The 26587-nt window shown below is 71.0% G+C and carries 25 protein-coding genes and 2 tRNA genes; 19 read left to right on the forward strand and 8 right to left on the reverse strand.

The window, feature by feature from the left end:
• Positions 1-21 precede the first annotated feature (21 nt).
• The 4 genes from ACZ4UV_RS18470 to ACZ4UV_RS18485 all read left to right on the forward strand — a co-directional run bounded on the left by ACZ4UV_RS18470 (position 22) and on the right by ACZ4UV_RS18485 (position 3420).
• Positions 22-1134 (forward strand): SDR family oxidoreductase, encoded by a 1113-nt coding sequence (locus tag ACZ4UV_RS18470; RefSeq protein WP_390046772.1) that lies wholly within the window; start codon positions 22-24, stop codon positions 1132-1134.
• Between the two features lie 374 nt (positions 1135-1508).
• Complete coding sequence (locus tag ACZ4UV_RS18475) at positions 1509-1970, forward strand: molybdenum cofactor biosynthesis protein MoaE (protein WP_451020949.1); 462 nt, start codon at positions 1509-1511, stop codon at positions 1968-1970.
• A gap of 117 nt (positions 1971-2087) precedes the next feature.
• Positions 2088-2252 carry a hypothetical protein gene (locus ACZ4UV_RS18480; protein WP_390048789.1) on the forward strand — a complete coding sequence of 55 codons (165 nt, stop codon included), beginning with the start codon at positions 2088-2090 and terminating at the stop codon, positions 2250-2252.
• Positions 2253-2322: 70 nt separating this feature from the next.
• Complete coding sequence (locus ACZ4UV_RS18485; RefSeq protein WP_390048791.1) at positions 2323-3420, forward strand: YlbL family protein; 1098 nt, start codon at positions 2323-2325, stop codon at positions 3418-3420.
• A gap of 70 nt (positions 3421-3490) precedes the next feature.
• Here ACZ4UV_RS18485 and ACZ4UV_RS18490 read toward each other — a convergent pair whose 3' ends face one another.
• The gene (locus tag ACZ4UV_RS18490) at positions 3491-4033 is read right to left on the reverse strand and encodes a PPA1309 family protein (RefSeq protein WP_390048793.1); all 543 of its coding nucleotides are present in this window, start codon (positions 4031-4033) and stop codon (positions 3491-3493) included.
• Between the two features lie 187 nt (positions 4034-4220).
• On the opposite strand from ACZ4UV_RS18490, the gene ACZ4UV_RS18495 reads away from it, so the two are divergent.
• The 4 genes from ACZ4UV_RS18495 (at position 4221) to ACZ4UV_RS18510 (ending at position 9593) form a co-directional block, all read left to right on the forward strand.
• Positions 4221-7190 (forward strand): UPF0182 family membrane protein, encoded by a 2970-nt coding sequence (locus ACZ4UV_RS18495; RefSeq protein WP_451020951.1) that lies wholly within the window; start codon positions 4221-4223, stop codon positions 7188-7190.
• 55 nt (positions 7191-7245) lie between these two features.
• Positions 7246-7319: transfer RNA gene (locus ACZ4UV_RS18500), tRNA-Met, on the forward strand.
• A 271-nt stretch (positions 7320-7590) separates the two neighbouring features.
• Positions 7591-9435 (forward strand): tetratricopeptide repeat protein, encoded by a 1845-nt coding sequence (locus ACZ4UV_RS18505; protein ID WP_467838992.1) that lies wholly within the window; start codon positions 7591-7593, stop codon positions 9433-9435.
• Between the two features lie 84 nt (positions 9436-9519).
• Positions 9520-9593: transfer RNA gene (locus ACZ4UV_RS18510), tRNA-Met, on the forward strand.
• 136 nt (positions 9594-9729) lie between these two features.
• On the opposite strand, the gene ACZ4UV_RS18515 is transcribed toward ACZ4UV_RS18510, so the two are convergent.
• The 3 genes from ACZ4UV_RS18515 to hisN all read right to left on the reverse strand — a co-directional run bounded on the left by ACZ4UV_RS18515 (position 9730) and on the right by hisN (position 11740).
• A complete protein-coding gene (locus ACZ4UV_RS18515) occupies positions 9730-10149 on the reverse strand; it encodes a Fur family transcriptional regulator (protein WP_351489614.1) in 420 nt (139 codons plus the stop codon).
• A gap of 205 nt (positions 10150-10354) precedes the next feature.
• Complete coding sequence (locus ACZ4UV_RS18520) at positions 10355-10747, reverse strand: CBS domain-containing protein (RefSeq protein ID WP_294008774.1); 393 nt, start codon at positions 10745-10747, stop codon at positions 10355-10357.
• Positions 10748-10939: 192 nt separating this feature from the next.
• Positions 10940-11740 carry a histidinol-phosphatase gene (gene hisN, locus ACZ4UV_RS18525; RefSeq protein ID WP_390048798.1) on the reverse strand — a complete coding sequence of 267 codons (801 nt, stop codon included), beginning with the start codon at positions 11738-11740 and terminating at the stop codon, positions 10940-10942.
• Between the two features lie 219 nt (positions 11741-11959).
• Here hisN and ACZ4UV_RS18530 point away from each other — a divergent pair, with 219 nt between their 5' ends.
• On the forward strand, positions 11960-12568 hold the full coding sequence (locus ACZ4UV_RS18530; RefSeq protein WP_467839409.1) for a TetR/AcrR family transcriptional regulator: 609 nt from the start codon (positions 11960-11962) through the stop codon (positions 12566-12568).
• An 86-nt stretch (positions 12569-12654) separates the two neighbouring features.
• Here ACZ4UV_RS18530 and ACZ4UV_RS18535 read toward each other — a convergent pair whose 3' ends face one another.
• The 4 genes from ACZ4UV_RS18535 to ACZ4UV_RS18550 form a co-directional block, all read right to left on the reverse strand.
• Positions 12655-12978 carry a DMT family transporter gene (locus ACZ4UV_RS18535; RefSeq protein WP_093499187.1) on the reverse strand — a complete coding sequence of 108 codons (324 nt, stop codon included), beginning with the start codon at positions 12976-12978 and terminating at the stop codon, positions 12655-12657.
• A 76-nt stretch (positions 12979-13054) separates the two neighbouring features.
• A complete protein-coding gene (gene rsgA / locus ACZ4UV_RS18540) occupies positions 13055-14065 on the reverse strand; it encodes a ribosome small subunit-dependent GTPase A (protein WP_467838998.1) in 1011 nt (336 codons plus the stop codon).
• Between the two features lie 11 nt (positions 14066-14076).
• Positions 14077-15405 carry a 3-phosphoshikimate 1-carboxyvinyltransferase gene (aroA, locus tag ACZ4UV_RS18545; protein ID WP_467839001.1) on the reverse strand — a complete coding sequence of 443 codons (1329 nt, stop codon included), beginning with the start codon at positions 15403-15405 and terminating at the stop codon, positions 14077-14079.
• A 158-nt stretch (positions 15406-15563) separates the two neighbouring features.
• Positions 15564-16286 carry a M50 family metallopeptidase gene (locus ACZ4UV_RS18550; RefSeq protein WP_390048804.1) on the reverse strand — a complete coding sequence of 241 codons (723 nt, stop codon included), beginning with the start codon at positions 16284-16286 and terminating at the stop codon, positions 15564-15566.
• A gap of 105 nt (positions 16287-16391) precedes the next feature.
• Between ACZ4UV_RS18550 and ACZ4UV_RS18555 the strand changes: the two genes are divergently transcribed.
• The 10 genes from ACZ4UV_RS18555 (at position 16392) to ACZ4UV_RS18600 (ending at position 26559) form a co-directional block, all read left to right on the forward strand.
• The gene (locus ACZ4UV_RS18555; protein ID WP_390048806.1) at positions 16392-17207 is read left to right on the forward strand and encodes an SOS response-associated peptidase; all 816 of its coding nucleotides are present in this window, start codon (positions 16392-16394) and stop codon (positions 17205-17207) included.
• A 9-nt stretch (positions 17208-17216) separates the two neighbouring features.
• Complete coding sequence (locus ACZ4UV_RS18560; protein WP_451018691.1) at positions 17217-17849, forward strand: alpha/beta hydrolase family protein; 633 nt, start codon at positions 17217-17219, stop codon at positions 17847-17849.
• Positions 17850-18105: 256 nt separating this feature from the next.
• Entirely contained in the window at positions 18106-18789 is a 684-nt protein-coding gene (gene sigR, locus ACZ4UV_RS18565) for an RNA polymerase sigma factor SigR (protein ID WP_189267612.1), read from the forward strand.
• Positions 18786-19112, forward strand: coding sequence for a mycothiol system anti-sigma-R factor (gene rsrA, locus ACZ4UV_RS18570; RefSeq protein WP_390048808.1), 327 nt, complete (start codon positions 18786-18788; stop codon positions 19110-19112). The genes sigR and rsrA overlap by 4 nt, the downstream gene beginning before the upstream one ends.
• A gap of 153 nt (positions 19113-19265) precedes the next feature.
• Positions 19266-20603: an HD-GYP domain-containing protein gene (locus ACZ4UV_RS18575; protein ID WP_451018692.1), complete on the forward strand. Its 1338-nt coding sequence runs from the start codon at positions 19266-19268 to the stop codon at positions 20601-20603.
• Between the two features lie 110 nt (positions 20604-20713).
• The gene (locus ACZ4UV_RS18580) at positions 20714-21925 is read left to right on the forward strand and encodes an HD-GYP domain-containing protein (RefSeq protein WP_451018700.1); all 1212 of its coding nucleotides are present in this window, start codon (positions 20714-20716) and stop codon (positions 21923-21925) included.
• Between the two features lie 114 nt (positions 21926-22039).
• A complete protein-coding gene (locus ACZ4UV_RS18585; RefSeq protein ID WP_351489718.1) occupies positions 22040-23020 on the forward strand; it encodes a hypothetical protein in 981 nt (326 codons plus the stop codon).
• A 128-nt stretch (positions 23021-23148) separates the two neighbouring features.
• A complete protein-coding gene (gene def / locus ACZ4UV_RS18590) occupies positions 23149-23799 on the forward strand; it encodes a peptide deformylase (protein WP_093499178.1) in 651 nt (216 codons plus the stop codon).
• Positions 23800-24097: 298 nt separating this feature from the next.
• Complete coding sequence (gene cyc1, locus ACZ4UV_RS18595; RefSeq protein ID WP_467839007.1) at positions 24098-25183, forward strand: epi-isozizaene synthase; 1086 nt, start codon at positions 24098-24100, stop codon at positions 25181-25183.
• Complete coding sequence (locus tag ACZ4UV_RS18600; protein ID WP_451018694.1) at positions 25180-26559, forward strand: bifunctional albaflavenone monooxygenase/terpene synthase; 1380 nt, start codon at positions 25180-25182, stop codon at positions 26557-26559. The genes cyc1 and ACZ4UV_RS18600 overlap by 4 nt, the downstream gene beginning before the upstream one ends.
• The last annotated feature ends 28 nt before the right edge of the window (positions 26560-26587 follow it).

A 26587-nucleotide genomic window follows, 5' to 3' on the forward strand; every position in this document is an offset into this window, starting at 1 on the left:
GACAACCGCTGGAGACGCCCGGTGAGTTCCCCAGATCCGCAGGTTCGCGCAGCGCGAAACCACTCAACCCCTCCCGCGGTGCGCGGGCCCGTCGTCGCCGTCACCGGCGCCGCGACCGGGGTCGGCGCGCTGCTCACCGAGCGGCTGGCCGCGTCCGAGGAGGTCAGGCAGGTCATCGCCATCGACGAGCGGCGCGGGGAGTGCGCGGCCGCCCAGTGGCACATCCTCGACGTACGGGATCCGGCCATCGCGGACAAGCTGCGCGGGGCCGACGTGGTGGTGCACCTCGCGCTCGACCTGGACCTGGAGACCGACCCGGCCGCTCGTACGGCCTACAACGTGCGCGGGACGCAGACCGTGCTGACCGCGGCGGCCGCGGCCGGAGTGCACCGCGTGGTGCTGTGCACCTCCGCGATGGTCTACGGCGCGCTGCCGGACAACGAGCTGCCGCTGTCGGAGGACGCGGAGTTGCGCGCCACCGCGGAGGCCACCGGGGTCGGCGACCTGCTGGAGATCGAGCGGCTCGCGCGCCGGGCGCCCCGGGCGCATCCGGGACTCAACGTCACCGTCGTGCGCCCCGCGGTGCTGGTCGGGGGTACCGATACCGCGCTGACCAGGTATTTCGAGTCTCCTCGGCTGCTTGTCGTCGCGGGGTCGCGGCCTGCCTGGCAGTTCTGTCACGTCGAGGATCTGTGCAGTGCGCTGGAGTACGCCGTCCTGGAGAAGGTCGAGGGGGAACTCGCCGTCGGGTGCGACGGGTGGCTGGAGCAGGAGGAGGTCGAGGAGCTCAGCGGGATCCGTCGGATGGAGCTGCCGTCGGCGGTGGCGCTGGGGGCGGCGGCCCGGCTGCACCGGATCGGTCTCACGCCGTCGCCGGCCGGGGATCTCGCGTACACGATGTATCCGTGGGTGGTGAGCGGGAGCCGGCTGCATGACGCCGGGTGGCGGCCGGGGTGGACGAACGAGGAGGTGCTGGCCGAGTTGCTGGAGGAGGTGGCCGGGCGGCACACGGTGGTGGGGCGGCGGCTGGGGCGGAAGGACGCGACGGCCGCGGGTGCGGCGGGGGCGACGGTGGCGTTGCTGGGGGCGGCGGCTGTGGTGCGGCGGGCGCGGAAGGCTCGGCGGCGGATCTGAGGGCGGGTTCTCGCCCCCGCCGCCCCTACCCGTCCCGTCCTTCCAGGGGGTGGGCCCCCTTCGACCGCCCGTTTCGGGGGCTGCCGCCCCCGGACCCCCGCTTCGGCCTGAACGGCCTCGTCCTCAAACGCCGGACGGGCTGGAGGGGGTGTGGACCGGCTCTCGTCCTCAGATGCCGGACGGGCTGGAGGGGGTGTGGACCGGCTCTCGTCCTCAGATGCCGGACGGGCTGGTGGGGGTGCGGACCGGCTCTCGTCCTCAGATGCCGGACGGTCTTCGTCCTCAAGCGCTGTAGGAGTCTCCGAAGACGCACGCGCGTGTGCCTGGTGTTGGTCGTATTCCGTGTGGTCCTGGGCTTGCGGCACCATGGGGGTATGGCTGCTGTGAGTGATCATCCTGGGGAGCGGGGCGCTGTCGATCCCGTGAAGCTGATCGGGATTCGGGAGAGTGCGCTCTCCGTGGACGAGGTCTTCGCGGCCGTGGGGGACGACGCGGCCGGTGGGATCGCGCTGTTCGTGGGTACGGTGCGGAACCACGACGGGGGCGCCGATGTGGACGCGCTCGGGTATTCGTGTCACCCCAGTGCCGAGGACGAGATGCGGCGGATCGCCGAGAAGGTCGTCGCCGAGTACCCGGTGCGGGCGCTGGCCGCCGTGCATCGGGTGGGGGACCTGCGGGTGGGTGATCTCGCCGTGGTCGTCGGTGTGTCGTGTCCGCATCGGGGGGACGCCTTCGAAGCTTGTCGAAAGCTGATCGACGACCTCAAGCACGAGGTGCCCATCTGGAAGCACCAGAAGTTCTCGGATGGGACGGAGGAATGGGTCGGAGCCTGCTGACGGGCCCCTGTCCGGCCTCCGCTTGCGTAACCGTACCCCCCGCGTGAGCGTTGTCGGTACGGGTGATTAATCTGCTGATCAGTCAGTCGCGGACGCTCATGGGGTTGGGAGGTCGGCATGGCGGCGCTCGTGTGGTTGCTGATTCCGCTCGTGGCGGCGATCGGTGCCGGTCTGTGGGGCAGCTGGGCCAACCGGACCAGGAGAGCGCGCAGCGACGGGCCTGAACTCGACGGGTACGCGCGCTTCCGCGAGGCCATGGAGAAGTCCCGCTCCGGCAGCTGAGGGCAGCCGGGGCGCGTGTGACGGGTGGCCCTGACGGTGCGCTGACAGACCCGTCCCGTACTGTCTTGGCATGCCACGCCGCACCGCGACGATGCTCGCCTCCACTCTGATGCTGATCGCGCTCCTGTGCGCCGGAGTGCTCATCAACGTGCCGTACTCGGAGATGTCTCCCGGCCCGACGGTGAACACGCTCGGGGACCACGACGGCGAGCCGGTGCTGCAGATCTCCGGTCACAAGACCTACGCGACCTCCGGGCATCTGAACATGACCACGGTGAGGGTCACCAGCGCCGACTACAAGATGAACCTCGTCGAGGCCGTCTACGGGTGGCTCTCGCACGACAACAAGGTCGTGCCGCACGACACGCTCTACCCGGACGGCAAGACGGAGCAGCAGTCCACCCAGGAGAACGCCGAGGAGTTCAGCCAGTCCCAGGAGAGCGCCAAGGTCGCCGCGCTGAAGGAGCTGGACGTGCCGGTGAAGTCCTGGGTGATCGTCGCCACGGTCCTCAAGGGCTCGCCGGCCGAGGGCAAGCTGCACGCCGGTGACGTGATCAAGGCCGTCGACGGCACGGCGGTCAAGCAGCCGGCCGATGTCGCCACGCTGGTGACCAAGCACAAGCCCGGCCAGGACGTGGTCTTCACCGTCGTGCCGGCCAAGGAGCAGGCCGCCGCCGAGAAGGCGAACAAGACGGCCACCAAGACCGAGAAGGTCACCGTCACCACGACCACCTCCGACGACAGCGGCGAGAAGCGCGCCATCGTCGGGATCTCCGCCGGGACCGATCACACGTTCCCGTTCTCCATCGACATCAAGCTCGCCGATGTCGGCGGACCGAGCGCGGGCCTGATGTTCTCGCTCGGGATCTACGACAAGCTCACCCCGGGCAGCCTCACCGGCGGCAAGTTCGTCGCCGGTACCGGCACGATCGACGACGACGGCACGGTCGGCCCGATCGGCGGCATCTCGATGAAGACCATCGGCGCGCGCAGCAAGGGCGCCCAGTACTTCCTGACCCCGGCCGACAACTGCGCCGAGGCCGCCAAGGACACCCCGAGCGGGCTCACCCTCGTCAAGGTGAAGACCATCGACGACGCCCTCGGCGCCCTCAAGGACATCCGCAGCGGGGACACCGGCGCCCTGCCGAAGTGCACCGCCAAGGGCTGAGAGGGCGTACACGCAGCCGGGGGCGCCCTTCCTGACGAGGGGCGCCCCCGGCTGCCGTCCGGCGGCGGCCTCAGTCCTCGAACGTCGCCTTCAGCGCGTCCGCCAGGCCCGGGACCAGGTCGGGGCCGGTGAGTACCTCCGTCGGGGAATCCTTCTCGCGCAGCCGCACCGCCGAGTCGCGGCTGCCGTCGCGCAGCACGGCGACCGTCATCCGGACCTCCTGGCGCTCGGGGTGGCTCGCCACCCACGTGGCCAGCCTGGCGTCGCTCAGCCCCTCGGGGACCTGGGACTCGGCGGACGGCGGCAGCATCAGCCGCTCCACCGTGAGCGCGCAGCCGGCCACCGCGTCCGGCCAGGCGATGGTGCCCAGGAACTCGTCCAGCGCCTTGTCCGTTGGCACTTCGTCCTGCTCGATCGGGGTGAGACCGGTGGTCGCGGGCTCGTCCTCCAGACCGAGCTGGGCGGCGAGAGCCGGTTCCTGGGCGCGCAGCCGCGCGGTGTCGACGAGGGCGAAGAGGCGAGCGGGCTGGTCCCAGCCGAGGCCGGAGGCGTACTCGTCGATCTCGAGCACGGCCCGGGTGAGCGGGTTCGCTGCCATGGGAGTGTTGGACATGGTCACAATCCTGCCTCGTTCATGGCCGGAATCGGGAACCGAGTAAGCCGTGAGTAAGTTGCATAGGTGTGGCCCCGCGATCACGGGGGGACACGTCCGGCCGGCGAACAAGAGGGCCTGACGCAACAACAGCGGATCAACAGCGGATCAAACAGCGAACTTCGAGGTGCGCACCTTGGCATTCCAGATGCCGGACCGCGGCGGAGGCCCGACGGGGCCACGGATCAGAGCGACCGGACGTCCGTCCCGGCGGGTCCGGACCCTGCTCCTGACACTGGGCGTCCTTGCCGTGCTCGGCATGGCCTTCACCATGTTCGCGGGCTTCTGGACGGACTGGCTCTGGTACCGGTCGGTGCACTACTCCTCGGTGTTCACCACCACCCTGTGGACCAAGATCGGGCTGTTCGCCGTCTTCGGTCTGCTGATGGCGGCCGCGGTGGGCTTCAACATCTGGCTGGCGCACCGGCTGCGCCCCCCGCTGAGCGCCATGTCCATGGAGCAGCAGAGCCTCGACCGCTACCGGATGGGCATCGCGCCGTACAAGAGGTGGCTGCTGCTCGCGGTCACCGCGCTGGTCGGGCTGATCGCCGGTGCGTCCGCGGCCGGCCAGTGGCGCACCTGGCTGATGTGGGTCAACGGCGTGCCCTTCCACCAGAAGGACCCGCAGTTCCACCTCGACGTCTCCTTCTACGCCTTCGACCTGCCCTGGTACCGCTTCCTGCTGGGCTTCGGCTTCGCCACCGCGATCCTCTCCCTGATCGCCGCCGCGCTCACCCACTATCTGTACGGCGGGCTGCGCGTCACCAGCCCCGGCGCGCGCGCCACCGGTGCCGCGACCGGCCATCTGTCGGTGCTGCTCGGCTTCTTCGTCGCCCTCAAGGCGGTCGCCTACTGGCTCGACCGCTACGGACTGGCGGTCAAGTCCAGCGACTTCAAGGCCACCGGCAACTGGACCGGTCTCAGATATGTCGACGCGAACGCCTACCTGCCCGCCAAGACCATCCTGTTCTGCATCGCCGTCATCTGCGCGCTGCTCTTCTTCGCCACCCTGTGGCGGCGCACCTGGCAGCTGCCCGTCATCGGCTTCGGCCTGATGGTCCTCTCCGCGATCCTCATCGGCGGCCTCTACCCGGCGATCGTCCAGAAGTTCCAGGTCCAGCCCAACGAGCAGGCCAAGGAAGCCCCGTACGTCCAGAAGAACCTCAAGGCGACCCGCGAGGCGTACGGCATCGACGACACCAAGGTGACGGAGTACAAGGGCACGAGCACGACCACGGACAAGGCCAAGCTCCGGGACGACGTCGACGCCACGGCGAGCATCCGGATCATGGACCCGAACATCGTCTCGCCCACGTTCCAGCAGCTCCAGCAGATGCGGAACTACTACGCGTTCCCGACCAACCTGGACGTGGACCGCTACACCAAGGACGGCAAGGTCCAGGACACCGTCATCGGCCTGCGCGAGCTGAACCTGGCCGGCATCCCCAAGAACAACTGGATCAACGACCACTTCCGCTACACCCACGGCTACGGCGTGGTCGCCGCCAAGGGCACCGAGGCCGACGACCAGGGCCAGCCCGTCTTCACCGAGTCCGACCTGCCGTCCACGGGCGACCTGGGCACGTACCAGCAGCGCATCTACTACGGCGAGAAGACCAACACGTACTCGATCGTCGGCGGTCCCCAGAAGGAGATCGACTACTCCGACGACAACGGTGAGAAGCTCACCAGCTACGCGGGCAAGAGCGGGGTCAGCCTCTCCAGCCCGATCAACCGCGCCGCGTACGCGGTGGCGTTCAACGAGCCGCAGATCCTGTACTCGGGCGCGATCGGCAAGGGCTCGCGGATCCTGTACAACCGCACGCCCAAGGAGCGGGTCGAGGCGGTCGCCCCCTGGCTGACCATCGACGGCGACGCGTACCCGGCGGTCGTGGACGGCCGTATCCAGTGGATCGTCGACGCCTACACGACGTCGAACGGCTATCCCTACGCCTCCCGGACGACCCTCGGCGACACCACCGCCGACTCGCTGACCGCGACCAACAACTCGCGCGCGGTGGTGGCCCAGCAGAACCAGGTCAACTACATCCGCAACTCGGTGAAGGCGACCGTCGACGCGTACACCGGCGAGGTCAAGCTCTACCAGTGGGACACCGAGGACCCGGTGCTGAAGACCTGGATGAAGGCCTTCCCGGGCACGGTGCAGCCCAGGAGCGCCATCTCGCAGGACCTGATGGCCCATCTCCGGTACCCGCAGGACCTGTTCAAGGTGCAGCGCGAACTGCTCACCCGCTACCACGTGACGGACGCCCAGACGTTCCTGACCGGCAGCGAGGTGTGGCAGGTGCCCGACGACCCGACCAACAAGTCGGGCGACGCGGTGCCGCCGTACTACCTGAGCATGAAGATGCCGGACCAGAGCGCGCAGACGTTCTCGCTGTCGACGACGTTCACGCCCAACGGCCGTGACAACCTCAGCGCGTTCATGTCGGTCGACTCCGAGGCCGGTTCGACGGACTACGGCAAGATCAGGATCCTGAAACTGCCGACCAGTACGACCGTCGACGGACCCAAACAGGTCCAGAGCAAGTTCAACTCCGAACAGGAGATCGCGGCCGCCATCAAACTCCTCAAGGGCGGCGACTCCGAGGTCGAGTACGGCAATCTGCTGACCGTGCCACTGGACGGGGGCCTGCTGTATGCGGAGCCGGTCTACGTCCGCGGTGCCGGGGTCAAGTACCCACTGCTGCGCAAGGTGTTGGTCACCTACGAGGGCAAGACCGTCTTCGAGAACACCCTCGACGAGGCGCTCAACAAGGTGTTCGGTGCGAACGGTTCCGATACGGGGTCCTCGGACACCGGGACGACCTCGCCACCGACGTCGTCCGGCAACCCCACGGTGCAAGCGGCGCTGGACGACGCCCAGAAGGCCTTCGAGGCGGGCCAGGAGGCCCTGAAGAAGGGCGACTGGACGGCGTACGGCAAGGCGCAGGACGAGCTGCAGGACGCGCTGAAGCGGGCCGAGGAGGCCCAGTCGAAGGCCGACAGGACCGGTGGCGGTGCGACGGCGAGCAGCAGCCCGAGTCCGGGCACGGGAGCGAGTGCAAGCCCCAGCAGCAGTCCGAGTCCCAGCGGGAGCTCCAGCCCGAGCGGCTGACCCCGAGCTGGTGATCAAGCCCGGCCCGCGCCGTGATACGGTTTCACCACAACGGCGCGGGGTGGAGCAGCTCGGTAGCTCGCTGGGCTCATAACCCAGAGGTCGCAGGTTCAAATCCTGTCCCCGCTACTGAAGTCGAAGGCCCGGATCCTCTTGGGATCCGGGCCTTCGCGCGTGCGCGTGGACCGACAGCCGGGCCGCTCGTGGTGTCCGGCCGAACGGTTCCCGGTGTCCGGACGGGCGGCGAACGCATGTACCGGTGGATGGGGTCGCCGTGCCGCTGTGGGGAGTTGAGCGAGATGTGTTTGACTTGTCGTTCTGTGGGCATGTCGACAAAACGCTGAAGTGACCTCACGGTCTGCGGTATACGTGGTGTACCCAGGTTGCAGGTGGTGCGACGATGAACGTTATGGGGGACAAGGCAACTCTGTTCGAGACAGGGCGATTTGTGCAGCCTTCGGGCGAGGAGCCGACCCGCGACGAGGCCGCCGAGGCCGCTGAGGAGGCACGTCACCGGCTCCAGGCCGAGGCCGGTGACGTCGAGTCGATGAGTGTGCTCGGCGCCATGCTGCTGCGCCGTGGCGACCTCGACGGGGCCGAGCCGCGGCTGCGCGCTGCCACCGCGGCCGGTGACCGGGCCGCCGCCAACAACCTCGGTGTCCTGCTGCACCAGCGGGGCTACCCCGAGGAGGCCGCCGGCTGGTGGCGGATCGCCGCCGTCGCCGGATCCGCGGCCGCCGCCCACGCGCTGGGCCGCCACCACCGCGAACGCGGCGACGAACCCGCCGCCGAGTACTGGCTGCGCCAGTCCGCCGAACAGGGCCACGCGCTCGGCGCCTACGCGCTGGCCGACCTGCTGGAGCACCGGGGGGACACGGACGCCGGACAGTGGATGCGGGCCGCCGCCGAGCGGGGGCACCGGGAGGCGGCGTACCGGCTGGCACGCGCGCTCGACCGCCGGGCGGCCGTGCGCGAGGACGGGGCCGGGTCCGACAACGGTGTCGACACGGAGACCGGGCCCGCGGAGGGCGCCGAGGCCGACGAGGCCGAGCAGTGGTACCGGCAGGCCGCCGCCCGCGGCCACCGGCGGGCCGCGCTGCACCTCGGCGCGATCCTGGAGAAGCGCGGCGAGCTCAAGGAGGCCGGGCGCTGGTACCTGACCTCCGCCAAGGACGGCGAGGCCCGGGCCGCCTGCGCGCTCGGCTTCCTGCTGCGCGACGCCGGAGACACCGAGAGCGCCGCCGTGTGGTGGCTGCGGGCCGCGCAGGACGGCGACGGCAACGCGGCGAACGCGCTCGGCGCACTGCACGCAGAGCGCGGCGAGACGCAGACCGCCGAGCGCTGGTACCGGGCGGCGATGGACGCCGGCGACGACAACGGGGCGTACAACCTCGGGCTGCTCTGCGCCGAGCAGGGGCGGACCGCGCAGGCCGAACAGTGGTACCGGCGGGCCGCGTACGCCGGGCACCGCGAGGCCGCGAACGCGCTCGCCGTCCTGCTGCTCCAGGTCGGCGACACGAGCGGCGCCGAACCGTGGTTCTCGAAGGCCGCCGAGGCGGGCAGCGTGGACGCCGCGTTCAACCTCGGGATCCTCTACACCGGGCGCGGCGAGGACCGGGTCGCGCTGCGCTGCTACGAGCAGGCGGCCGCCGCCGGGCACACCGAGGCCGCCCTGCAGGTCGGCATCGCCCGGCTCCGCGAGGGCGACGAGGCCGCCGCCGAGCGCCACCTGCGGTGCGCGGCGGGCGGCGGCAGCGCCGAGGCCGCCTACCGGCTCGCCGCCGTCCTCGACGCGCGCCGGCCGGCGGTGTCCGAGCACGAGCTCGGCGAGTCGTCCCTGAACGTGAAGACCGAGTGCGAGGAGTGGTACGAGCGGGCCGCCACGCAGGGGCACCGGCGGGCCCAGGTGCGGGTCGGGATGCTGGCCGCCGCGCGCGGGGACGTGGTGGAGGCGGCGCGCTGGTACCGGACGGCGGCCGAGGCCGGGTCGCGCAACGGCGCATTCAACCTCGGGCTGCTGCTGGCCAGGGAAGGCAGCGAGCCGGAGGCGGCCGTGTGGTGGGAGCGGGCCGCCGACGCGGGGCACGGACGGGCGGCGTTGCGCCTCGCCCTGGTCTACGCGCGTCGTGGCGAGCTCGCGGTCGGGCAGCGGTGGGCCGACCGGGCGGTGGCGCTGGGTCCGGCGGAGGTGACCGAGCGGGCGGGGCGGCTCCGGGACGCCCTGCGGGAGGAGCTCTCGGCCTAGGCCGGGCGTTCCCGCAGGTCAGGAGGGCTGACCGGTATTGATTTGCCTCCGCCCGCATCCCTCACGTAGTGTTGCATTCACCGACGCGGGGTGGAGCAGCTCGGTAGCTCGCTGGGCTCATAACCCAGAGGTCGCAGGTTCAAATCCTGTCCCCGCTACTGAAGGCCGAGGGCCGGAGTCCGGAAACGGACTCCGGCCCTCGGTGTTTTCCCGGACCGGCGCTCATCGAGCCGGAGCACGGCGAAGGCCCCGGCGCTCGTCACGAGCACCGGGGCCTTCGGGAACGTTCGTTCGTCAGACGGCCGCTGCGCAGTCCGGGCACAGGCCGCGGTAGGTCACCTCGACGTCGGAGACCGTGAAGCCGAACCGCTCCGAGGCGGGGAGATCGGCCATCGGGTTGCCGGTCGGGTGGACGTCGCGGATCGAGCCGCAGTGGGCGCAGACCAGGTGGTGGTGCGGCCGGTGCGCGTTCGGGTCGTACCGCTTGGCGCGCTTGTCCGTCGAGACCTCGAGGACCTCGCCGAGCGAGACCAGCTCACCCAGCGTGTTGTAGACGGTCGCCCGGGAGATCTCGGGGAGCTTGGCCACCGCTCTGGCGTGCACCTCGTCGGCCGTCAGATGGACGTGCTCGCCGTCGAGTACCTCGGCTACGACGCGTCGCTGCGCGGTCATCCGCCATCCGCGTCCACGCAGCCGTTCCAGAAGGTCACTCATGGCATTCAGCCTAACAGCAGGGCCCCCCTTTTCCGAACAGGTGTGACTTTGGAATTCTGCTCGACTTGGACTAAGTCCAATATGGGATGGGCTCGAGACCGGCAAAGCGGCAGGACGATTCCGTCAGGCCGACGGAGGCTTCGGCAAGCGGCTGGAGGCCGCGGTCCAGGCCCTCCCCGGCCCGTTCGGCGTGTCCGGACAGCCTCTAGACGGGTTCCGGTGCGCGGGCCGGGGCCCAGCAGCGGATGATGTCGCGGACCGAGACGATGCCGGCCGGTTCGCCGCCGTCCAGGACGATCAGATGGCGGAAGCCGCCGTGGGCCATCGCCCGGGCCGCCTCCTCCAGCGTCCAGGTCGGGGTGGCGAACACGACGTCGTTGGTGGTGTGGGCGTGGATGGGTTCCGTGTCGGGGTTCTGGCCGAGGCCCACGGAGTTGAGGATGTCGCGTTCGGTGAGGATCCCGATGCCGCCGGCGTCCGGGTCGTGGACGATCGCCGCGCCCACGCGGCGCGCGGACATCAGGGCGGCTGCCTGGCGGAGGGTGTGGGCGGGGCCGACGGTGAGGACCACCGTGCTCATGGCGTCACGGACGAGCATGAAAGTGCCACCTCCTAGGGAAATCGCCGGGATAGTTCAGCGATTCACAAATGCACAAGTGAGGGTTCTCTCAGGGTGGCAGGTAAAGCGCGGGTCAACAAGGGGGTGTGTGCAGCCAATTGAGGGCGCACGCGCTCATATGTGAGGGGAGTAGTGAGTCCGTTTGTGCCCGTTGTGCCTCAGAAGGCCGTTTCAGTAACGCTGGGTGAGGTACGACAGCAGCTCGTCGTGGAGCAGGCCGTTGGACGCGGCCGCGTTGCCGCTGTGCGGGCCCGGACGGCCGTCGAGGCCGGTGAAGGTGCCGCCGGCCTCCGTCACCACGATCGCGTTGGCCGCCATGTCCCACAGGGACAGCTCCGGCTCGGCGCAGATGTCCACGGACCCCTCGGCGACCATCATGTACGGCCAGAAGTCGCCGTACGCGCGCGTGCGCCACACCTCGCGGGTGAGGTCAAGGAAGCCGTTCAGCTGCCCGCGCTCCTCCCAGCCGCTGAGCGAGGAGTACGCGAAGGACGCGTCGGCCAGTCTCGAGACCTTGGAGACGTGCAGGCGGGTCGCCGAGGACAGGCTGCGGCCGGTGAAGGCGCCGTGGCCCTTCGCGGCCCACCAGCGGCGGCCGAGCGCGGGGGCGGAGACCAGGCCGACGACCGGCTGGTAGCCGCCCTCGGCCGCCTCCGTCAGGGAGATCAGGGTCGCCCAGACCGGGACGCCGCGTACGTAGTTCTTGGTGCCGTCGATCGGGTCGACCACCCAGCGGCGCGGGCCGGTGCCCTCGATGCCGTACTCCTCGCCGAGGATCGCGTCCCGCGGGCGGGCGCGCTGCAACTGGCTGCGGATCAGTTCCTCGGCGGCCTTGTCCGCCTCGCTCACCGGAGTCATGTCCGGCTTGGTCTCGACCTTGAGGTCGAGGGCCCTGAAGCGGTCCATGGTCACGGCGTCGGCCGCGTCCGCGAGCACGTGGGCGAGACGCAGGTCATCGAGGTAGTCCGGCATGTGACGAACGGTATCTGCCGGGGTGGGCGTGGGGCTACAAAGGGAGCCGGGCGATACCGGCAAGTGATCGGGCGGTGACCTCTGTTGGACCGCGGTGCGCCTGTGGCGCGCCCGCGCGTGTTGGCCGAAGGGCGCCCCCCGGCGCCTTCGCGAACCCTTGACAGTCGATTCGTGCGCGTCAAATCTGGGCGCAGAGTCGCTCGCCCCAGGGAGGCGATGATGCCTGCTGCCCGGGAATCCCTTCTGGACGCCGCGTACGCGGCGCTTGCGCGCCGGCCGTGGGCTGCCGTGCGGATGGTCGACGTGGCGGCGGCGGCCGGGGTGTCCCGGCAGACGCTGTACAACGAGTTCGGCAGCAAGGAAGGCCTGGCGCGGGCGCTGGTGCGCAGGGAGGCCGACGGGTATCTCGCGGGCGTGGAACGGGCGTTGGGGAGCCATGCCGAGGGGCGGGAGCGCCTTACGGCGACGGCCGAGTGGATGGCGGTGGCGGCTCGGGAGAACGTGCTGGTACGGGCGATGCTCACGGGGTGCTGGAGCGAGCGGTTGCCGTCGCCGACGCTGTCCGCGGTGCCGTCCTCTTCGGCGGTGCCGGCGCAGCGGAGGGCGGACGGGCCGTTGCCTTCGCCCGGGGACTTCGTGCAGATCGTGCGGGACCGGGCGGTGGCGGTGCTTTCCGGGGCGGGGGCCGGCAAGGGGAACGGTGAGCTGGCCCGGTCGTGCGAGCTGGTGGTGCGGCTCGCGTTGTCGTGTGTCTCGGCGCCGCCGGGGGACGGCGCGGGTGGGGTGGCGGAGTTGGTGCGCGGGGCGCTTTACCGGCAGCCGGTGTGAGGGAGGCCGGGGGTGGTGCGGGTCGTGTCTCGGCCGCGGGTGGGTGGGGCTCGTCGTGCAGTCCCCGCGCCCCTTTGGGGCGCGTTTCAGTGGGCGGAGCCTGAAAGCTGGAGGCCGATCACGCCCGCGATCACCAGGCTGATGGAGATGATCTTCAGGGTGGAGACGAGGTCGCCCAGGAAGACCATGCCGTAGATCGCCGTGCCTGCCGCGCCGATGCCGGTCCAGACCGCGTAGGCCGGGCCCACGTCCAGTTTCTTCAGGGACAGGGTCAGGAGGCCGAAGCTGCCCAGGGCGAAGGACGCGAAGGCTATCGTCGGCCATAGTCGGGTGAAGCCGTGGGAGAGCTTGAGGCACACGGCGAAGCCGGTCTCCAGGATCCCGGCCACGATCACCAGCAGCCACGCCATGTGCTGTCCTCCCGTATGTCCAGCTCGGTGCGATTATGCACTTACCGAACTCCGGTCAAGACAAACACCCCGGCGGTCAGTCGCCTTCCTTGCGGTCCCGGGTCGCCAGCAGCCGCCGCAGCGAGTAGAGGCGGGCCGGGTCCGCGTGACCCTCGGCGACCCACTCGTCCAGCGCGCAGTCCGGCTCGTCGTGGCTGCACGCGCGCGGGCAGTCCGCGGTGCCGGGCTCCAGGTCGGGGAACGCGTGGATCACGCGGGACGGGTCGATGTGGGCCAGGCCGAAGGAGCGCACGCCCGGGGTGTCGATGACCCACCCCTCGTCGCCGGAGAGCGGGAGGGCCAGCGCCGAGGTCGTGGTGTGGCGGCCGCGGCCGGTCACCGCGTTGACATGACCGGTCGTACGACGGCGGTCCTCCGGGACCAGGGCGTTCACCAGCGTGGTCTTGCCGACGCCCGAGTGGCCGACGAACGCCGTGATCTTGCCGTCGAGATGGTCCCGGACCCAGCGGGCGGCTTCCCCCGCCGCCAGCTCCTCGCGGCTCGTGACCACGTACGGGATCTCCAGGTCGCCGTACAGCTCCAGGAGCTTGTCCGGCGGGGCCAGGTCCGACTTGGTCATGACCAGCAGGGGGGTGAGGCCGCCGTCGTAGGCCGCCACCAGGCAGCGGTCGATCAGGCGGGGGCGGGGCTCGGGGTCGGCCAGGGCGGTGACGATGGCCAGCTGGTCGGCGTTGGCGACGACCACGCGCTCGAACGGGTCGTCGTCATCGGCGGTGCGCCGGAGCACGGACGAGCGGCCCTCGATGCGCACGATCCGGGCGAGGGTGTCCTTCTTGCCGGACAGGTCGCCGACCAGAGCCACCCGGTCACCGACCACCGCCGCCTTGCGGCCCAGTTCACGTGCCTTCATCGCCAGGATCGTCCGGTCCTCGACCAGACAGGTCAGCCGCCCCCGGTCGACGGTGAGGACCATCCCCTCGGCCGCGTCCTCGTGCTTGGGGCGGATGCTGGTCCGCGGCCGGTTGCCCTTGCGGTTGGGGCGGGCGCGGATGTCGTCCTCGTCGGTGTGCTTGCCGTAGCGGCGCATGGTGTACGCCCCTACGCCCCGTCGCTCCCGAGCATCCCGGTCCACAGGTCGGGGAAGTCCGGCAGGGTCTTCGCCGTCGTCGCCACGTTCTCGATCTGTACGTCGGCCACGGCGAGGCCGATGATCGCGCCGGCCGTCGCCATGCGGTGGTCGTCGTAGGTGTGGAAGACGCCGCCGTGCAGCGGGCGCGGGCGGATGCGCAGGCCGTCGGCGGTCTCGGTGACGTCGCCGCCGAGCTCGTTGATCTCCTTGGTGAGCGCGGCCAGCCGGTCCGTCTCGTGCAGCCGCAGGTGGGCGACCCCGCGCAGGGTGGAGGGGGTGTCCGCGAGGGCGGCGACCGCCGCGATGCCGGGGGTCAGCTCGCCGACGTCACCCAGGTCGACGTCGATGCCGTGGATCCGGCCCGAGCCGGTGAACTCCAGGCCGTACTCGGCCAGTTCGCAGGAACCGCCCATCTCGGTGAAGATCTCGCGCAGCCGGTCGCCCGGCTGGGTCGTCCGGGACGGCCAGTCCGGGACGACGACCCTGCCGCCCGTCACCAGGGCCGCGGCGAGGAAGGGCTGGGCGTTCGAGAGGTCCGGCTCGACCGTCAGGTCGCGGCCCAGCAGGGCGCCGGGCGTGACCCGCCAGACGTTCGGCTCGCCGCCCGACTCGGGGGTGTCCACCTGGGCGCCGACCGCGCGCAGCATGTCCACCGTCATGCGGATGTGCGGGAGGGAGGGGAGGGTCGCGCCGGTGTGGCGGACCTCCACGCCCTGGTTGAAGCGCGGGCCGGACAGGAGGAGGGCCGACACGAACTGGGAGGAGGACGAGGCGTCGACGGACACCGGGCCGCCGTCCAGGGCGCCGCTGCCGTGGACGGTGAGGGGGAGCGCGCCGCGGCCGTCGTCGTCGATGCGGGCGCCGAGGGCGCGCAGGGCGTCGATCACACCGTGCAGGGGGCGTTCGTACGAACGGGGGTCGCCGTCGAAGCGGATGTCGCCCGCGGCGAGGGTGGCGACGGGCGGGAGGAACCGCATAACGGTGCCGGCGTTGCCGACGTCGACGGTGGCGGGGCCGCGGAAACCTGCGGGGAGCACCCGCCAGGCCTCGCCGGAGCCGTCGGGGCCCACGCCCTCGTCGATGCCGACGCCCATCGCGCGCAGGGCGCCGGCCATCAGCAGGGTGTCGCGGGAACGGAGGGGGCGGCGCAGCCAGCCGGGTTCGGAGGCGAGGGCGGCGAGGACGAGGGCGCGGTTGGTGACCGACTTGGACCCGGGCACGTGAACCGTCGCGTCGACGGCTCCGCGCGCGTGGGGGGCGGGCCAGAGGGCGGTTGGTGCGGTGGGGTTTGCGGCCATGGGGTCACTTTAGTGCGCGGCCGGGGTCGGGGTGCGGTGGCGGTGGGCTGGGGGTGGTCGGCCGGGTGCGGTGCCGTGGGGGCTGGTCGCGCCCGCGCGGCGGAGCCGTACGTCGAATACAGCCCCGCGCCCCCTGACGCCTGCCCCTTCGGGGCGCGTCATACCTCCAGCAGCCAGCGCCCCCCGCCGATCAGCGAGCACAGGGACACCGTGTGGAAGAGGAACAGCCATACGCCCGCCGGGAGATGGGTCAGCCTCGACAGCTGGTCCGCGTCCGAGTCGCCCGCGCCGCCCCGGGAGCGCTTCGCCTGGAGTTCGAAGGCCGGGCGGACTCCGCCCAGCAGGAGGAACCACACCACCGCGTACGCGAAGGCCGCCTGCACCTGCGGTCCGGCCAGCCAGGACACCAGCAGGAAGGTGCCGCCCGTCAGGAACACCGTCAGGACGCCGTACGCGTTGCGGATCATCACCAGCATCACCACGAGCAGGGCCGTGGCGAGCCAGAGCAGAAGGGTGATGCGGCCGGCGCCGAGGAGGGCCGCGCCGCCGAGGCCGAGCAGCGGGGGAGCCGTGTAGCCGGCCGCCGCCGTGAGGATCATGCCGATGCCGTGCGGCTTGCCCCGGCTGAGGGTGAGGCCGCTGGTGTCGGAGTGCAGCCGGATGCCGGTCAGCCGGCGGCCGGTGAGCAGGGCGGTCAGGCCGTGGCCGCCCTCGTGGGCGATCGTGATGGCGTTGCGGGATATCCGCCACAGGTTGTGCGGGACCACCACCGCGACCGCGGCGGCCAGGGTCGCGAGCACCACCCACAGATCGGGATCGGACTGGGTACCCGTCAGACGGTCCCAGAGGTCGGGCAGCGCGAGGGCGGCGGTGCTCTCCATGGTGCGGTGATTACTCCCTCTGGTCAGTCCAAAAGGTGTCGGCGCGTAGCGCCGTCGTTGGGGGGTGGTGGTCGGGCGACGGGCGGGCCTGGCAGTGTTGCACGTATGTGCGGACGGTATGCATCCAGTCGTGGGCCCGAGGATCTCGCAGGAATCTTTGAAATAGAGAAGTGGGAGCCCGAGGAGACCCTGGAGCCCGACTACAACGTGGCTCCGACCAAGGAGGTCTACGCCGTCCTCGACCGTCCGGTGAAAGACGCAGGGGACCCCCGTCCGGTTCGCCAGCTGCGCAAGCTCAAGTGGGGGCTCGTGCCCTCCTGGGCCAAGACGCCCGAGGGCGGCGCCCGGATGATCAACGCGCGGGCCGAGACCGTGCACGAGAAGCCGTCGTACCGCCGCGCCTTCGCCACCCGCCGCTGCATCCTGCCCGCCGACGGCTACTACGAGTGGGTCACCGCCCCGGAGGAGCGGGACCTGGAGGTCGAGGGGAAGAAGAAGCGGCCGCGCAAGCAGCCGTACTTCGTGCTCCCCGCCGACGGCTCGGTGTTCGCGATGGCCGGGCTGTACGAGTTCTGGCGGGACCGGACGCTGCCCGACGAGCACCCGCTGGCCTGGTGGGTGACGTGCTCGGTGATCACCACGGAGGCGGAGACCTCGCCGCTGGCCGTGGCGCCCGCGGAAGGGCCGCGGTCGCTGCACGACATCCACCCCCGGATGCCGCTGATGCTGACCCCGGACCGCTGGGACGCCTGGCTCGACCCGGCCCGGACGGACGTCGAGGACCTGCGTTCGCTGCTCGCCCCGCCGCCGGAGGGCCTGATGCGGGCCTACCCGGTCTCCACGGCCGTCAGCAACGTCCGCAACAACAGCCCGGAGCTGCTGAAGGAGCTGGAGGGGCCCGAGGAGGGCACGCTCTTCTAGCCTTCTGGCGTGACTACGTCGAAGATCGTCGGTACGGAGGCGGGGGACGCCCGCATCACCTGGCACGAGGCGGAGCGGGCACGGCTGGTGCTGGCCGTCGGCCATGGGGCGGGCGGGGGCGTCGAGGCGCGGGATCTGCAGGCGGTCGCCGCGGTCCTTCCCGGCCACGGTGTGACCGTCGCGCTCGTCGAGCAGCCCTGGCGGGTCGCCGGGAAGAAGCTCGCGCCCGCGCCGAAGACGCTCGACGTCGGCTGGCGCGGGGTGTGGCCCGCGCTCGCCGCGCCGGGGCTGCCGGTGGTGTCCGGCGGGCGCAGCGCCGGGGCCCGGGTCGCCTGCCGTACGGCGACGGAGCTGGGGGCGGTCGGCGTCCTGGCTCTCAGCTTTCCGTTGCACCCGCCGGGGAAGCCGGAGAAGTCGCGGGCCTCGGAACTGCTCGGGGCCGGGGTGCCCACGCTCGTCGTGCAGGGCGGGAACGACCCGTTCGGGAAGCCGGCCGAGTTCCCGGAGGGGGAGTACCAACTCGTCGAGGTGCCCTACGGGGATCACGGGTTCGCCGTACCCAAAAAGGCGGAGATCGGGCCGGAACAGGCAGTGACCATCATCACGGACGCGGTCGTCGCATGGACCGCGTCCCTCGGGTGACGCCCGGGAATGTTGCGCGGCGGACCACTGTTGAGGCGGACAGAAGTGCTGGGACACCAGCGCCGACGCCGAAGGAGAGGAAGTCCGCCGCATGGGTTCGACCATCTGCCCGAGCCGAAGCAGCAGCGCTGACCTGGACTGGACGGTGCTGCACGCGGCCAAGACCGCTCCTATTCGAGCGGCGGCAGGCACGGGTCGTGTTCTATCCTCCGAGACGAGTGGGATCGGTTTTGGTCCTGCCCGGGATCTTGAGGAGGTGGGTCCGGTCACCGGTACCGACGCAGGGACCGACAACGGCCAGGCGGAGCTGCCCGAGGGCCAGGGCGTCAGCGCGGAGTCGACCTCGGAGCGCACCGCGCGCTTCGAACGGGACGCGCTCGAATTCCTCGACCAGATGTATTCGGCCGCGCTGCGCATGACGCGCAACCCGGCCGACGCCGAGGACCTGGTGCAGGAGACCTACGCCAAGGCGTACGCGTCCTTCCACCAGTTCCGTGAGGGCACCAACCTCAAGGCCTGGCTGTACCGCATTCTCACGAACACCTTCATCAACTCGTACCGCAAGAAGCAGCGCGAACCCCAGCGCTCCGCGGCGGAGGAGATCGAGGACTGGCAGCTCGCCCGCGCCGAGTCGCACATGTCGACGGGCTTGCGCTCCGCGGAGTCGCAGGCGCTCGACCATCTGCCGGACTCGGACGTGAAGGAAGCGCTGCAGGCGATCCCCGAGGAATTCCGCATCGCCGTCTACCTCGCCGACGTAGAGGGCTTTGCGTACAAGGAGATCGCGGACATCATGGGGACACCCATCGGTACGGTGATGTCCCGGCTGCACCGGGGCCGCCGTCAACTGCGCGGCATGCTGGAGGACTACGCGCGTGAGCGCGGGCTCGTCCCGGCCGGCGCCGGAGAGTCGAACGAAGCGAAAGGCTCGGGCTCATGAGCTGCGGAGAGCCGCACGAGACGGACTGCAGTGAGGTACTCGATCATCTGTACGAGTTCCTCGACAGTGAGATGCCTGACGTCGATCGCGTCAAGTTCAAGCAGCACTTCGACGAGTGCTCCCCCTGCCTGGAGAAGTACGGGCTGGAGGAGGCCGTGAAGAAGCTGGTCAAGCGGTGCTGCGGGCATGACGACGTACCCACCGACCTGCGGGCCAAGGTGCTGGGGCGGCTGGATCTGATCCGGTCCGGCCAGGCCGTCCCGGACCACGACGTCACGACTGTCCGGGCCGCCCAGCCCGCACAGGTCACGCCGGAGAGCTGACCGCGCCGGCGCCGCCGACAGGCAGCGCCGGGCCGTTCCCGCCCCGGTGTTCCATCACCCGAACGTGCTAATCCTCCGGTCATAAGCCCCGGACCCTCCGGCTCCCGCCCTAGGCTCCGGAGCCTGGACAGGCATGGTCGGGGGAGGGGCGAGATGGAGGCGGTCCCGGTACGGGTACGCGCGTACGTGACCTGCGTCGCCCTCGCCGCCCTGCTCTGTCTGCTGCCGCTGCCCGACCTGCGTGCGCCCTGGTGGGCCGTCGCCCTCCTCGCCGCGCTGTACGCGGCCTGCGAGCACGTCGTGCGGCGCCGCCTCGGCGGCACCTTCTACCCGGTGCTGCTCGCCGGTGCCTTCCTGCTGCCACCACCGGCCGCCGCGCTCGTACCGCTGCCGGGTGCGCTGCTCTCCCGCGCCGAGCAACGGCCGCAGGCGCTGCGCCGGACCTGGCGGGCCGCCGAGCTGGCGCTCGCGGTCTGGAGCGCGGGGCGCGTGCACTGGGCGCTGGGCGGGCGGGACTCGGTGGTGGGCTGCGACTTCCCGTACGCGCTGCTGCCCTGCGCCGCGGCCGTGCTGGCCTTCTGCGCCGTTCTCGCCGTGCTGGACGGCGGGATCCTCGCCGTTGCCGAGAGGGTTCCGGTGCGCCGGGCCTGGCGCGGCCTGCTCTCCCGCTCGCTCGCCCCGGTCGGGGTGCACGGGCTGGCCGGGCTGATGATGGCCGTGCTCTGGCGCAGCCCCTACGGTCCCGTCGCAGCTCTACTCGTCCTGCTGCCGATGTGCGTGTCCTGGTGGGTGTTCGCCCAGTACCACCGCGAGCGCGCAGCCCACCAGGCCACCATCCGCGCGCTCGTCCAGGCCGTCGACATCAAGGACGGGTACACCCGCGGGCACAGCGAGCGGGTCGGACACGCCTCCGTGATGATCGCGCGCGAACTGGGCATGGACGACGACCGGGTGGAGGTGCTCCGCTTCGCCGGCATCCTCCACGACGTGGGGAAGCTGGGCGTCCCCACCCGGCTGCTCCGCAAGGACGGGCCGCTCACCCCGGAGGAACGGCGGATCATCGAACTGCACCCCGAGTACGGCCACGAGATGGTGCGCGGGATCTCCTTCCTGGGGGAGGCCCGCGCGGCGATCCTCCACCACCACGAGCGCATCGACGGCAGCGGCTACCCCTACGGACTGGCGGGCGGCCAGATCCCGGAGTCCGCCCGGGTGGTGGCCGTCGCCGACGCGTTCGACGCGATGACGTCGACGCGCTCCTACAGCAGGGCCCGGCCGGTGGCGGCCGCCGTGGCGGAGTTACGGCGGTGCGCGGGGCGGCACTTCGACGCGAGGATCGTCGACGCCCTGACCCGAGCGCTGGCCAGGCACGGCTGGCACCCGGCGGTCACCGCCGACGTCCGGTCACCGGATCCGGCGGACCCGCCCGGCCCGGCCCGCTCCGGTCCGCCGAGCGGTGACCGCGAAAGCGCCGGACGAGGTGCCCCGTGACGTCCGGGGCCCCGGCGTTCGCCCCGGGACCGGCGGCCGGTGGCAGCGGCAGCGGTGTCGCCGGTCCGGCCGCGGCCCTCCGCTCCCGCCGCCCCGCCGCGCTCGGCTGCATCCGCCTCGCCGCCCTGCTCCTCGCCCTCGGCTGTCTCGCCGGCACCCTCTGGGAAGGCCTCGACGACCGCGGCACCGCCCTGGCCTACGGCGTGCTCGTCGGCGTCGGCGAGTGGGCCCGGTGGACCGGCGCCGAGGTACGGGAGGCCGCCCCGCTCGGGGCCGCCGGCGGGCTCGCCTACGCCCTGCTCGGCGCCGATGCCGGGGCCGCCACGCACGACGGGGCCTTCCAGGTCGTCACCGTCGTCTGCGCCGCCTCGCTGCTCGGTAACGTCCCGCACATAGCCGACGGGCGGCGGCCCACCCTCGACCACCTCACCCGCCGCGTCCTCACCGTCGGCTTTGCCGCCGTCTGCTTCCAACCCCTCTACAGCAGGGGCGCGTTGGAGCATTGGGACGGACCGGCGTACGCCCTGCTGCTCGTCGCGCTCCTCGTGCTCACCGCGCTGTGCGACGCCGTGCTCGCCGCCGCGCAGGCCCACTCGCGGACGGCATGGCCGTTCGGGCCGCTGCTGCGGGACGAGCTGCGCGGGCTGCTCGGCATCGGGTCCGCCGTCTGCGCCACCGGGGCCGTGATGGCACTGGCCGTCGCCGTCGTCGGGCTGTGGGCGCTGCCCGTGTTCTGCCTGCCCCTCCTCCTCACCCAGCTGTCCCTGCGCCGGTACGCGGCCGTCCGGGCCACCTACCGGCAGACCATCGCCTCCCTCGCCCGCGCCACCGAGATAGCGGGGTACACCCCGGCCGGGCACGCCCGCCGGGTCGCCACGCTGAGCCAGGCCGTCGGGCGGGACCTGGGACTGTCCGGGACGGAGCTCACCGTCCTGGAGTACGCGGCGCTCATGCACGACATCGGCCAGCTCAGCCTCGTCGACCCGGTGCCCGCCGGGGCCACCGCCGGGCTGCCGGCGGCGGAGCAGCGCCGGATAGCCCTGCTCGGCGGCGCCGTCGTACGGCAGACCGGGGTGGACGCGGCGGTCGCCGTGGTCGTGGAACGGCAGGCCGACCCCTACCGGGAGCAGCCGGTCGCCGCGCGGATCGTGCGGGCCGTCAACGCGTACGAGGAGAAGGCCCGGGATTCCGGGCCCGGCGGGCCGCTGACGGCGCTGGAGGAGTTACGGCTGGCCACCGCCGGGGACTACGCTCCGGAGGTTGTGGAGTCCCTGGCCCGCGTGCTCTCCAGAGACTGTCTGACCTTGCGCGCGGCTGGGTAACCCATGGGTAATGAGCGGCGCTCCCGTCGTACGTGGTTGGATGCGAGGGAGAGGGTGATGTCCGGGGGCACAAGCCAGCCCACTGTGCGGAACTGGAACTGGCAGGCGGGAATCGTGAGGATCTTCGGCAAGGGACGGCACCGGCCCTCCGCCTCCTGGCGGCAGGCCACCGACCGCGCGTTCACGCTGATCGGCGACGGCCGGTACGAGGACGCGGGCGAGCTGCTGACACGCGCCGCCGACCTGGAACCCTGGCTGTCGGAGTCCTGGTTCAACCTCGCCCTGCTGCACAAGTTCCGGCACGACTGGGAGCAGGCGCGGGCGGCCGGCCTGCGCGCGGTGGCCCTGCTCGACCGGGAGACCGGGGCGCCCGACTGGTGGAACGTGGGCATCGCGGCGACCGCGCTGCAGGACTGGCCGCTGGCCCGGCGGGCCTGGCAGGCGTACGGGCTGCGGGTGCCGGGAGGCGCCACGGCGTCCGGTGAGCCCAACGGCATGGACCTGGGCAGTGCCGCCGTACGGCTGTCCCCGGAGGGGGAGGCCGAGGTGGTGTGGGGGCGGCGGCTGGACCCCGCCCGTATCGAGGTGCAGTCCATCCCGCTGCCCTCGTCCGGGCGGCGCTGGGGCGAGGTCGTCCTCCACGACGGGGTGCCGCACGGCGAGCGGACCACGGCGACCGGGCACGCGTACCCCGTCTTCGACGAGATCGAGCTGTGGGCGCCGTCGCCGGTGCCGACCTGGGTGGTGCTGCTGGAGGCGGCGACCGAGGCGGACCGGGACGCGCTGGAGCAGTTGGCGGGGGATGCCGGGTTCGCGGCGGAGGACTGGTCCTCCTCGGTGCGGTTGCTGTGCCGGATGTGCTCCGAGTCGCGGATGCCGTCGGACGAGGGCGACGGGGTGCATCTCGATCCCCACGACCACAGTGAGCCGGGGCATCCGGGGCCGCTCGGGCATCGGACGGACGGGCAGCTGTGGGTGCCGGAGCGGGAGTGCGGGGTGGCTGCGCCGGCTTCGCTGGTGAGGGGGTTGCTGGACGGGTGGGTTGCGGACAGCCCGGATTCCAGGGACTGGCGGGATCTGGAAGAGGTTTGCTGAGCGCCGTTCGTCGGGTGCGGGCCGGTGGGGGCTTGTCGCGCAGTTCCCCGCACCCCTGAAGGGGCGCGTCCACGTACCCTGTATCAGCAACATCACCCCCGTTTTACCTAGGAAGGCTTACGTCGGTCATGGCGCAGCAGGACACCGATCAGCAGCACGCGGGCGTGCTCCCCGTGGATGACGAGGGATTCGTCGTCGACACCGAGGGGACCGAGGAGCGCGAGAACGCCTGGCGTGAGCGGGGGACCTCGCGGCCCATCACCGTCGTCGGGAACCCGGTGCTGCACAAGGAGTGCAAGGACGTCACCGAGTTCGGCGCGGAGCTGGACCAGCTCGTCGCGGACATGTTCGCGAGCCAGCGGACCGCCGAGGGCGTCGGGCTCGCCGCCAACCAGATCGGCGTCGACCTGAAGGTCTTCGTCTACGACTGCCAGGACGACGAGGGCGCCCGGCACGTGGGTGTGGTGTGCAACCCGAAGCTGGTCGACCTGCCCGCGGACAAGCGGCGGCTGGACGACAGCAACGAGGGGTGCCTGTCGGTGCCCACGGCCTACGCCCCGCTCGCCCGGCCCGACTACGCCGAGGTCACCGGGCAGGACGAGAAGGGCAACCCGATCAAGGTGCGCGGCACCGGCTACTTCGCTCGGTGTTTGCAGCACGAGACCGACCACCTCTACGGCTACCTGTACATCGACCGGCTCTCCAAGCGCGAGCGCAAGGACGCGCTGCGGCAGATGGCCGAGAACGAGCCCCGCTACCCCGTGGTCGCCAACGACTGAGACGCAGAAGGACCGTTGTGACAACGCCTGGTCGGGCCCGCTCCGACCAGGCGTTCGTCATGTTCGGTCGGACTCGCTCGTCTGTGCGTCGTACATTCGATCCTTTGTGCACCCCTAGCGAACCTTAATCAGTCACACAAGGGGAGATTCTCGGCACTGTGGGGTAGTGAGTGAAGCAAATCCGTTCCCAGACCGGTCAGTTGTGGTGCTGAATGGGGACTGCGGGGATACGCAACGGCGCACGCCCGGCACAGCGGGAGGGGCGTGCGCACCTGGCTCGGCTGAGAGGGGTTTGTTCGTGCATGCTTTCTCACACAGCACCACATCGACGCCGACGGCGGTCGCGGTTCCACCGCAACTCGCCCTCCCGGTGATCGAGGCCGAGTTTCCCCGGCAACTGCATCCGTATTGGCCACGGCTACAGGAGAAGACCCGCCTCTGGCTGCTGGAAAAGCGGCTGATGCCGGCGGACAAGGTGCGGGAATATGCCGACGGTCTTTGCTACACCGACCTCATGGCGGGCTACTACCTGGGCGCGTCCGACGAGGTCATCCAGACGATATGCGACTACAGCGCCTGGTTCTTCGTCTGGGACGACCGGCACGACCGTGACGTCGTGCACGGCAGGCCGGGCGACTGGCGACGGCTGCGGTTCCGGCTGCACGCGGCCCTCGACGCGCCCCTGCACCACCTGCACCACCCGGACACCCTGGTGGCCGGGTTCGCCGACAGCATCGCGCGGCTGTACGCGTTCCTGCCGGGGACCTGGAACCAGCGGTTCGCCCGGCACTTCCACGAGGTGATCGAGGCGTACGACCGCGAGTTCCGCAACCGCACCTCGGGACACGTTCCCGGGGTCGATGAATACCTGGCCCTGCGGCGCCTCACTTTCGCCCACTGGATATGGACGGACCTGCTGGAGCCGAGCGCCGGGACCGAACTCCCGGACGCCGTACGGAAAAACCCGGCGTACCGTCGGGCGGCGCTGCTCAGTCAGGAATTCGCCGCCTGGTACAACGACCTCTGCTCGCTGCCGAAGGAAATAGCGGGCGACGAGGTCCACAATCTCGGAATCAGCCTCGTCACCCATGAGGGAATGAGCCTGGAGCAGGCGGTCGAGGAACTCAGGCGACGCGTCGAGGAATGCATCAGTGAATTCCTGGTCGCCGAGCGCGCCGCACTGCGGTTCGCCGAGGAACTCGACGACGGCACCGTGCACGGAAAGGAACTCGGTGGCGCCGTCACGGCCTGCGTCGGCAATATGCGGAACTGGTTCAGTTCCGTCTACTGGTTCCACCACGAATCCGGCCGTTACATGGTCGACAGCTGGGACGACCGGTCCACGCCCCCGTACGTCAACAACGAAGCGGCAGGTGAGAAATGACCGTCGAGTCCGTGAAGCCCGCGACCGCGGAGGCTTCCGAACACGCTGAACTGCGCGAACCGCCCCTGGCCGGCGGTGGGGTGCCGATCCTCGGGCACGGCTGGCGGCTGGTCCGCGACCCGCTGGCCTTCATGACCCGGCTGCGCGCCCACGGCGACATGGTCCGCCTCCGGCTCGGCCCCAAGGAGGTGTACGCCGTCACCACCCCGGAGCTCACCGGCGCCCTCGCCCTGAACCCCGACTTCATCATCGCCGGCCCGCTGTGGGAGTCCCTGGAGGGGCTGCTCGGCAAGGAGGGCGTCGCCACCGCCAACGGCCCCCGCCACCGGCGCCAACGCCGCACCATCCAGCCCGCGTTCAACCTCTCCGCGATACCCGCCTACGGGCCGGTCATGGAGGAGGAGGCGCACGCGCTGACCGAACGCTGGCAGCCCGGCTCCACCGTCGACTGCACCTCGGAGTCCTTCCGGGTCGCCGTCCGCATCGCCGCCCGCTGCCTGCTGCGCGGCGATTACATGGACGAGCGCGCGGAGCGGCTCAGCGTCGACCTCGCGAGCGTCTTCCGCGGTATGTACCGGCGGATGGTCATACCACTCGGCCCGCTGTACCGGCTGCCGCTGCCGGCGAACCGTGAATTCAACCGGGCGCTGGCCGATTTGCATCTCCTCGTCGACGAGATCGTCGCCGAGCGCCGGGCATCTGGTCAAAAGCCGGACGATTTGCTGACGGCATTGCTCGCGGCGAAGGACGAGAATGGCGACCCCATCGGGGAACAGGAGATCCACGACCAGGTGGTCGCGATACTCACCCCCGGCAGCGAAACAGTCGCCTCCACGATCATGTGGCTGCTCCAGGTCCTCGCCGAACACCCGGAACACGCCCGGAAGGTACGGACCGAGGTCGAATCCGTGACGGGCGGTCAGCCGGTCGGTTTTGAGCACGTGCGCCGTCTCACCCACACCAACAATGTCGTCGTCGAGGCGATGCGTTTGCGGCCGGCCGTATGGATATTGACGCGGCGGGCCAAGGCCGACACCGAACTCGGTGGCTATCGCATTCCGGCCGGGGCCGACATCGTCTACAGCCCCTACGCCGTCCAGCGCGACCCGCACTCCTACCCCGGGCACCTCGACTTCGACCCGGACCGCTGGCTGCCGGAGCGGGCGAAGGACGTGCCCAAGTACGCCATGAGCCCCTTCAGCGTCGGCAACCGCAAATGCCCCAGCGACCACTTCTCCATGACCCAGCTCAGCCTGATCGCCGCGGCCCTGTGCGCCAAGTACCGCTTCGAACAGGTCCCCGGGTCGAACGACACCACCCGGGTGGGCATCACCCTGCGTCCGCACCGGCTGCTGCTCGCACCCGTGCCCTGGTGACCCGCCCACCGGCGGGTCACGCCTGATA

The organism is Streptomyces sp. NPDC028289, from assembly GCF_055565975.1.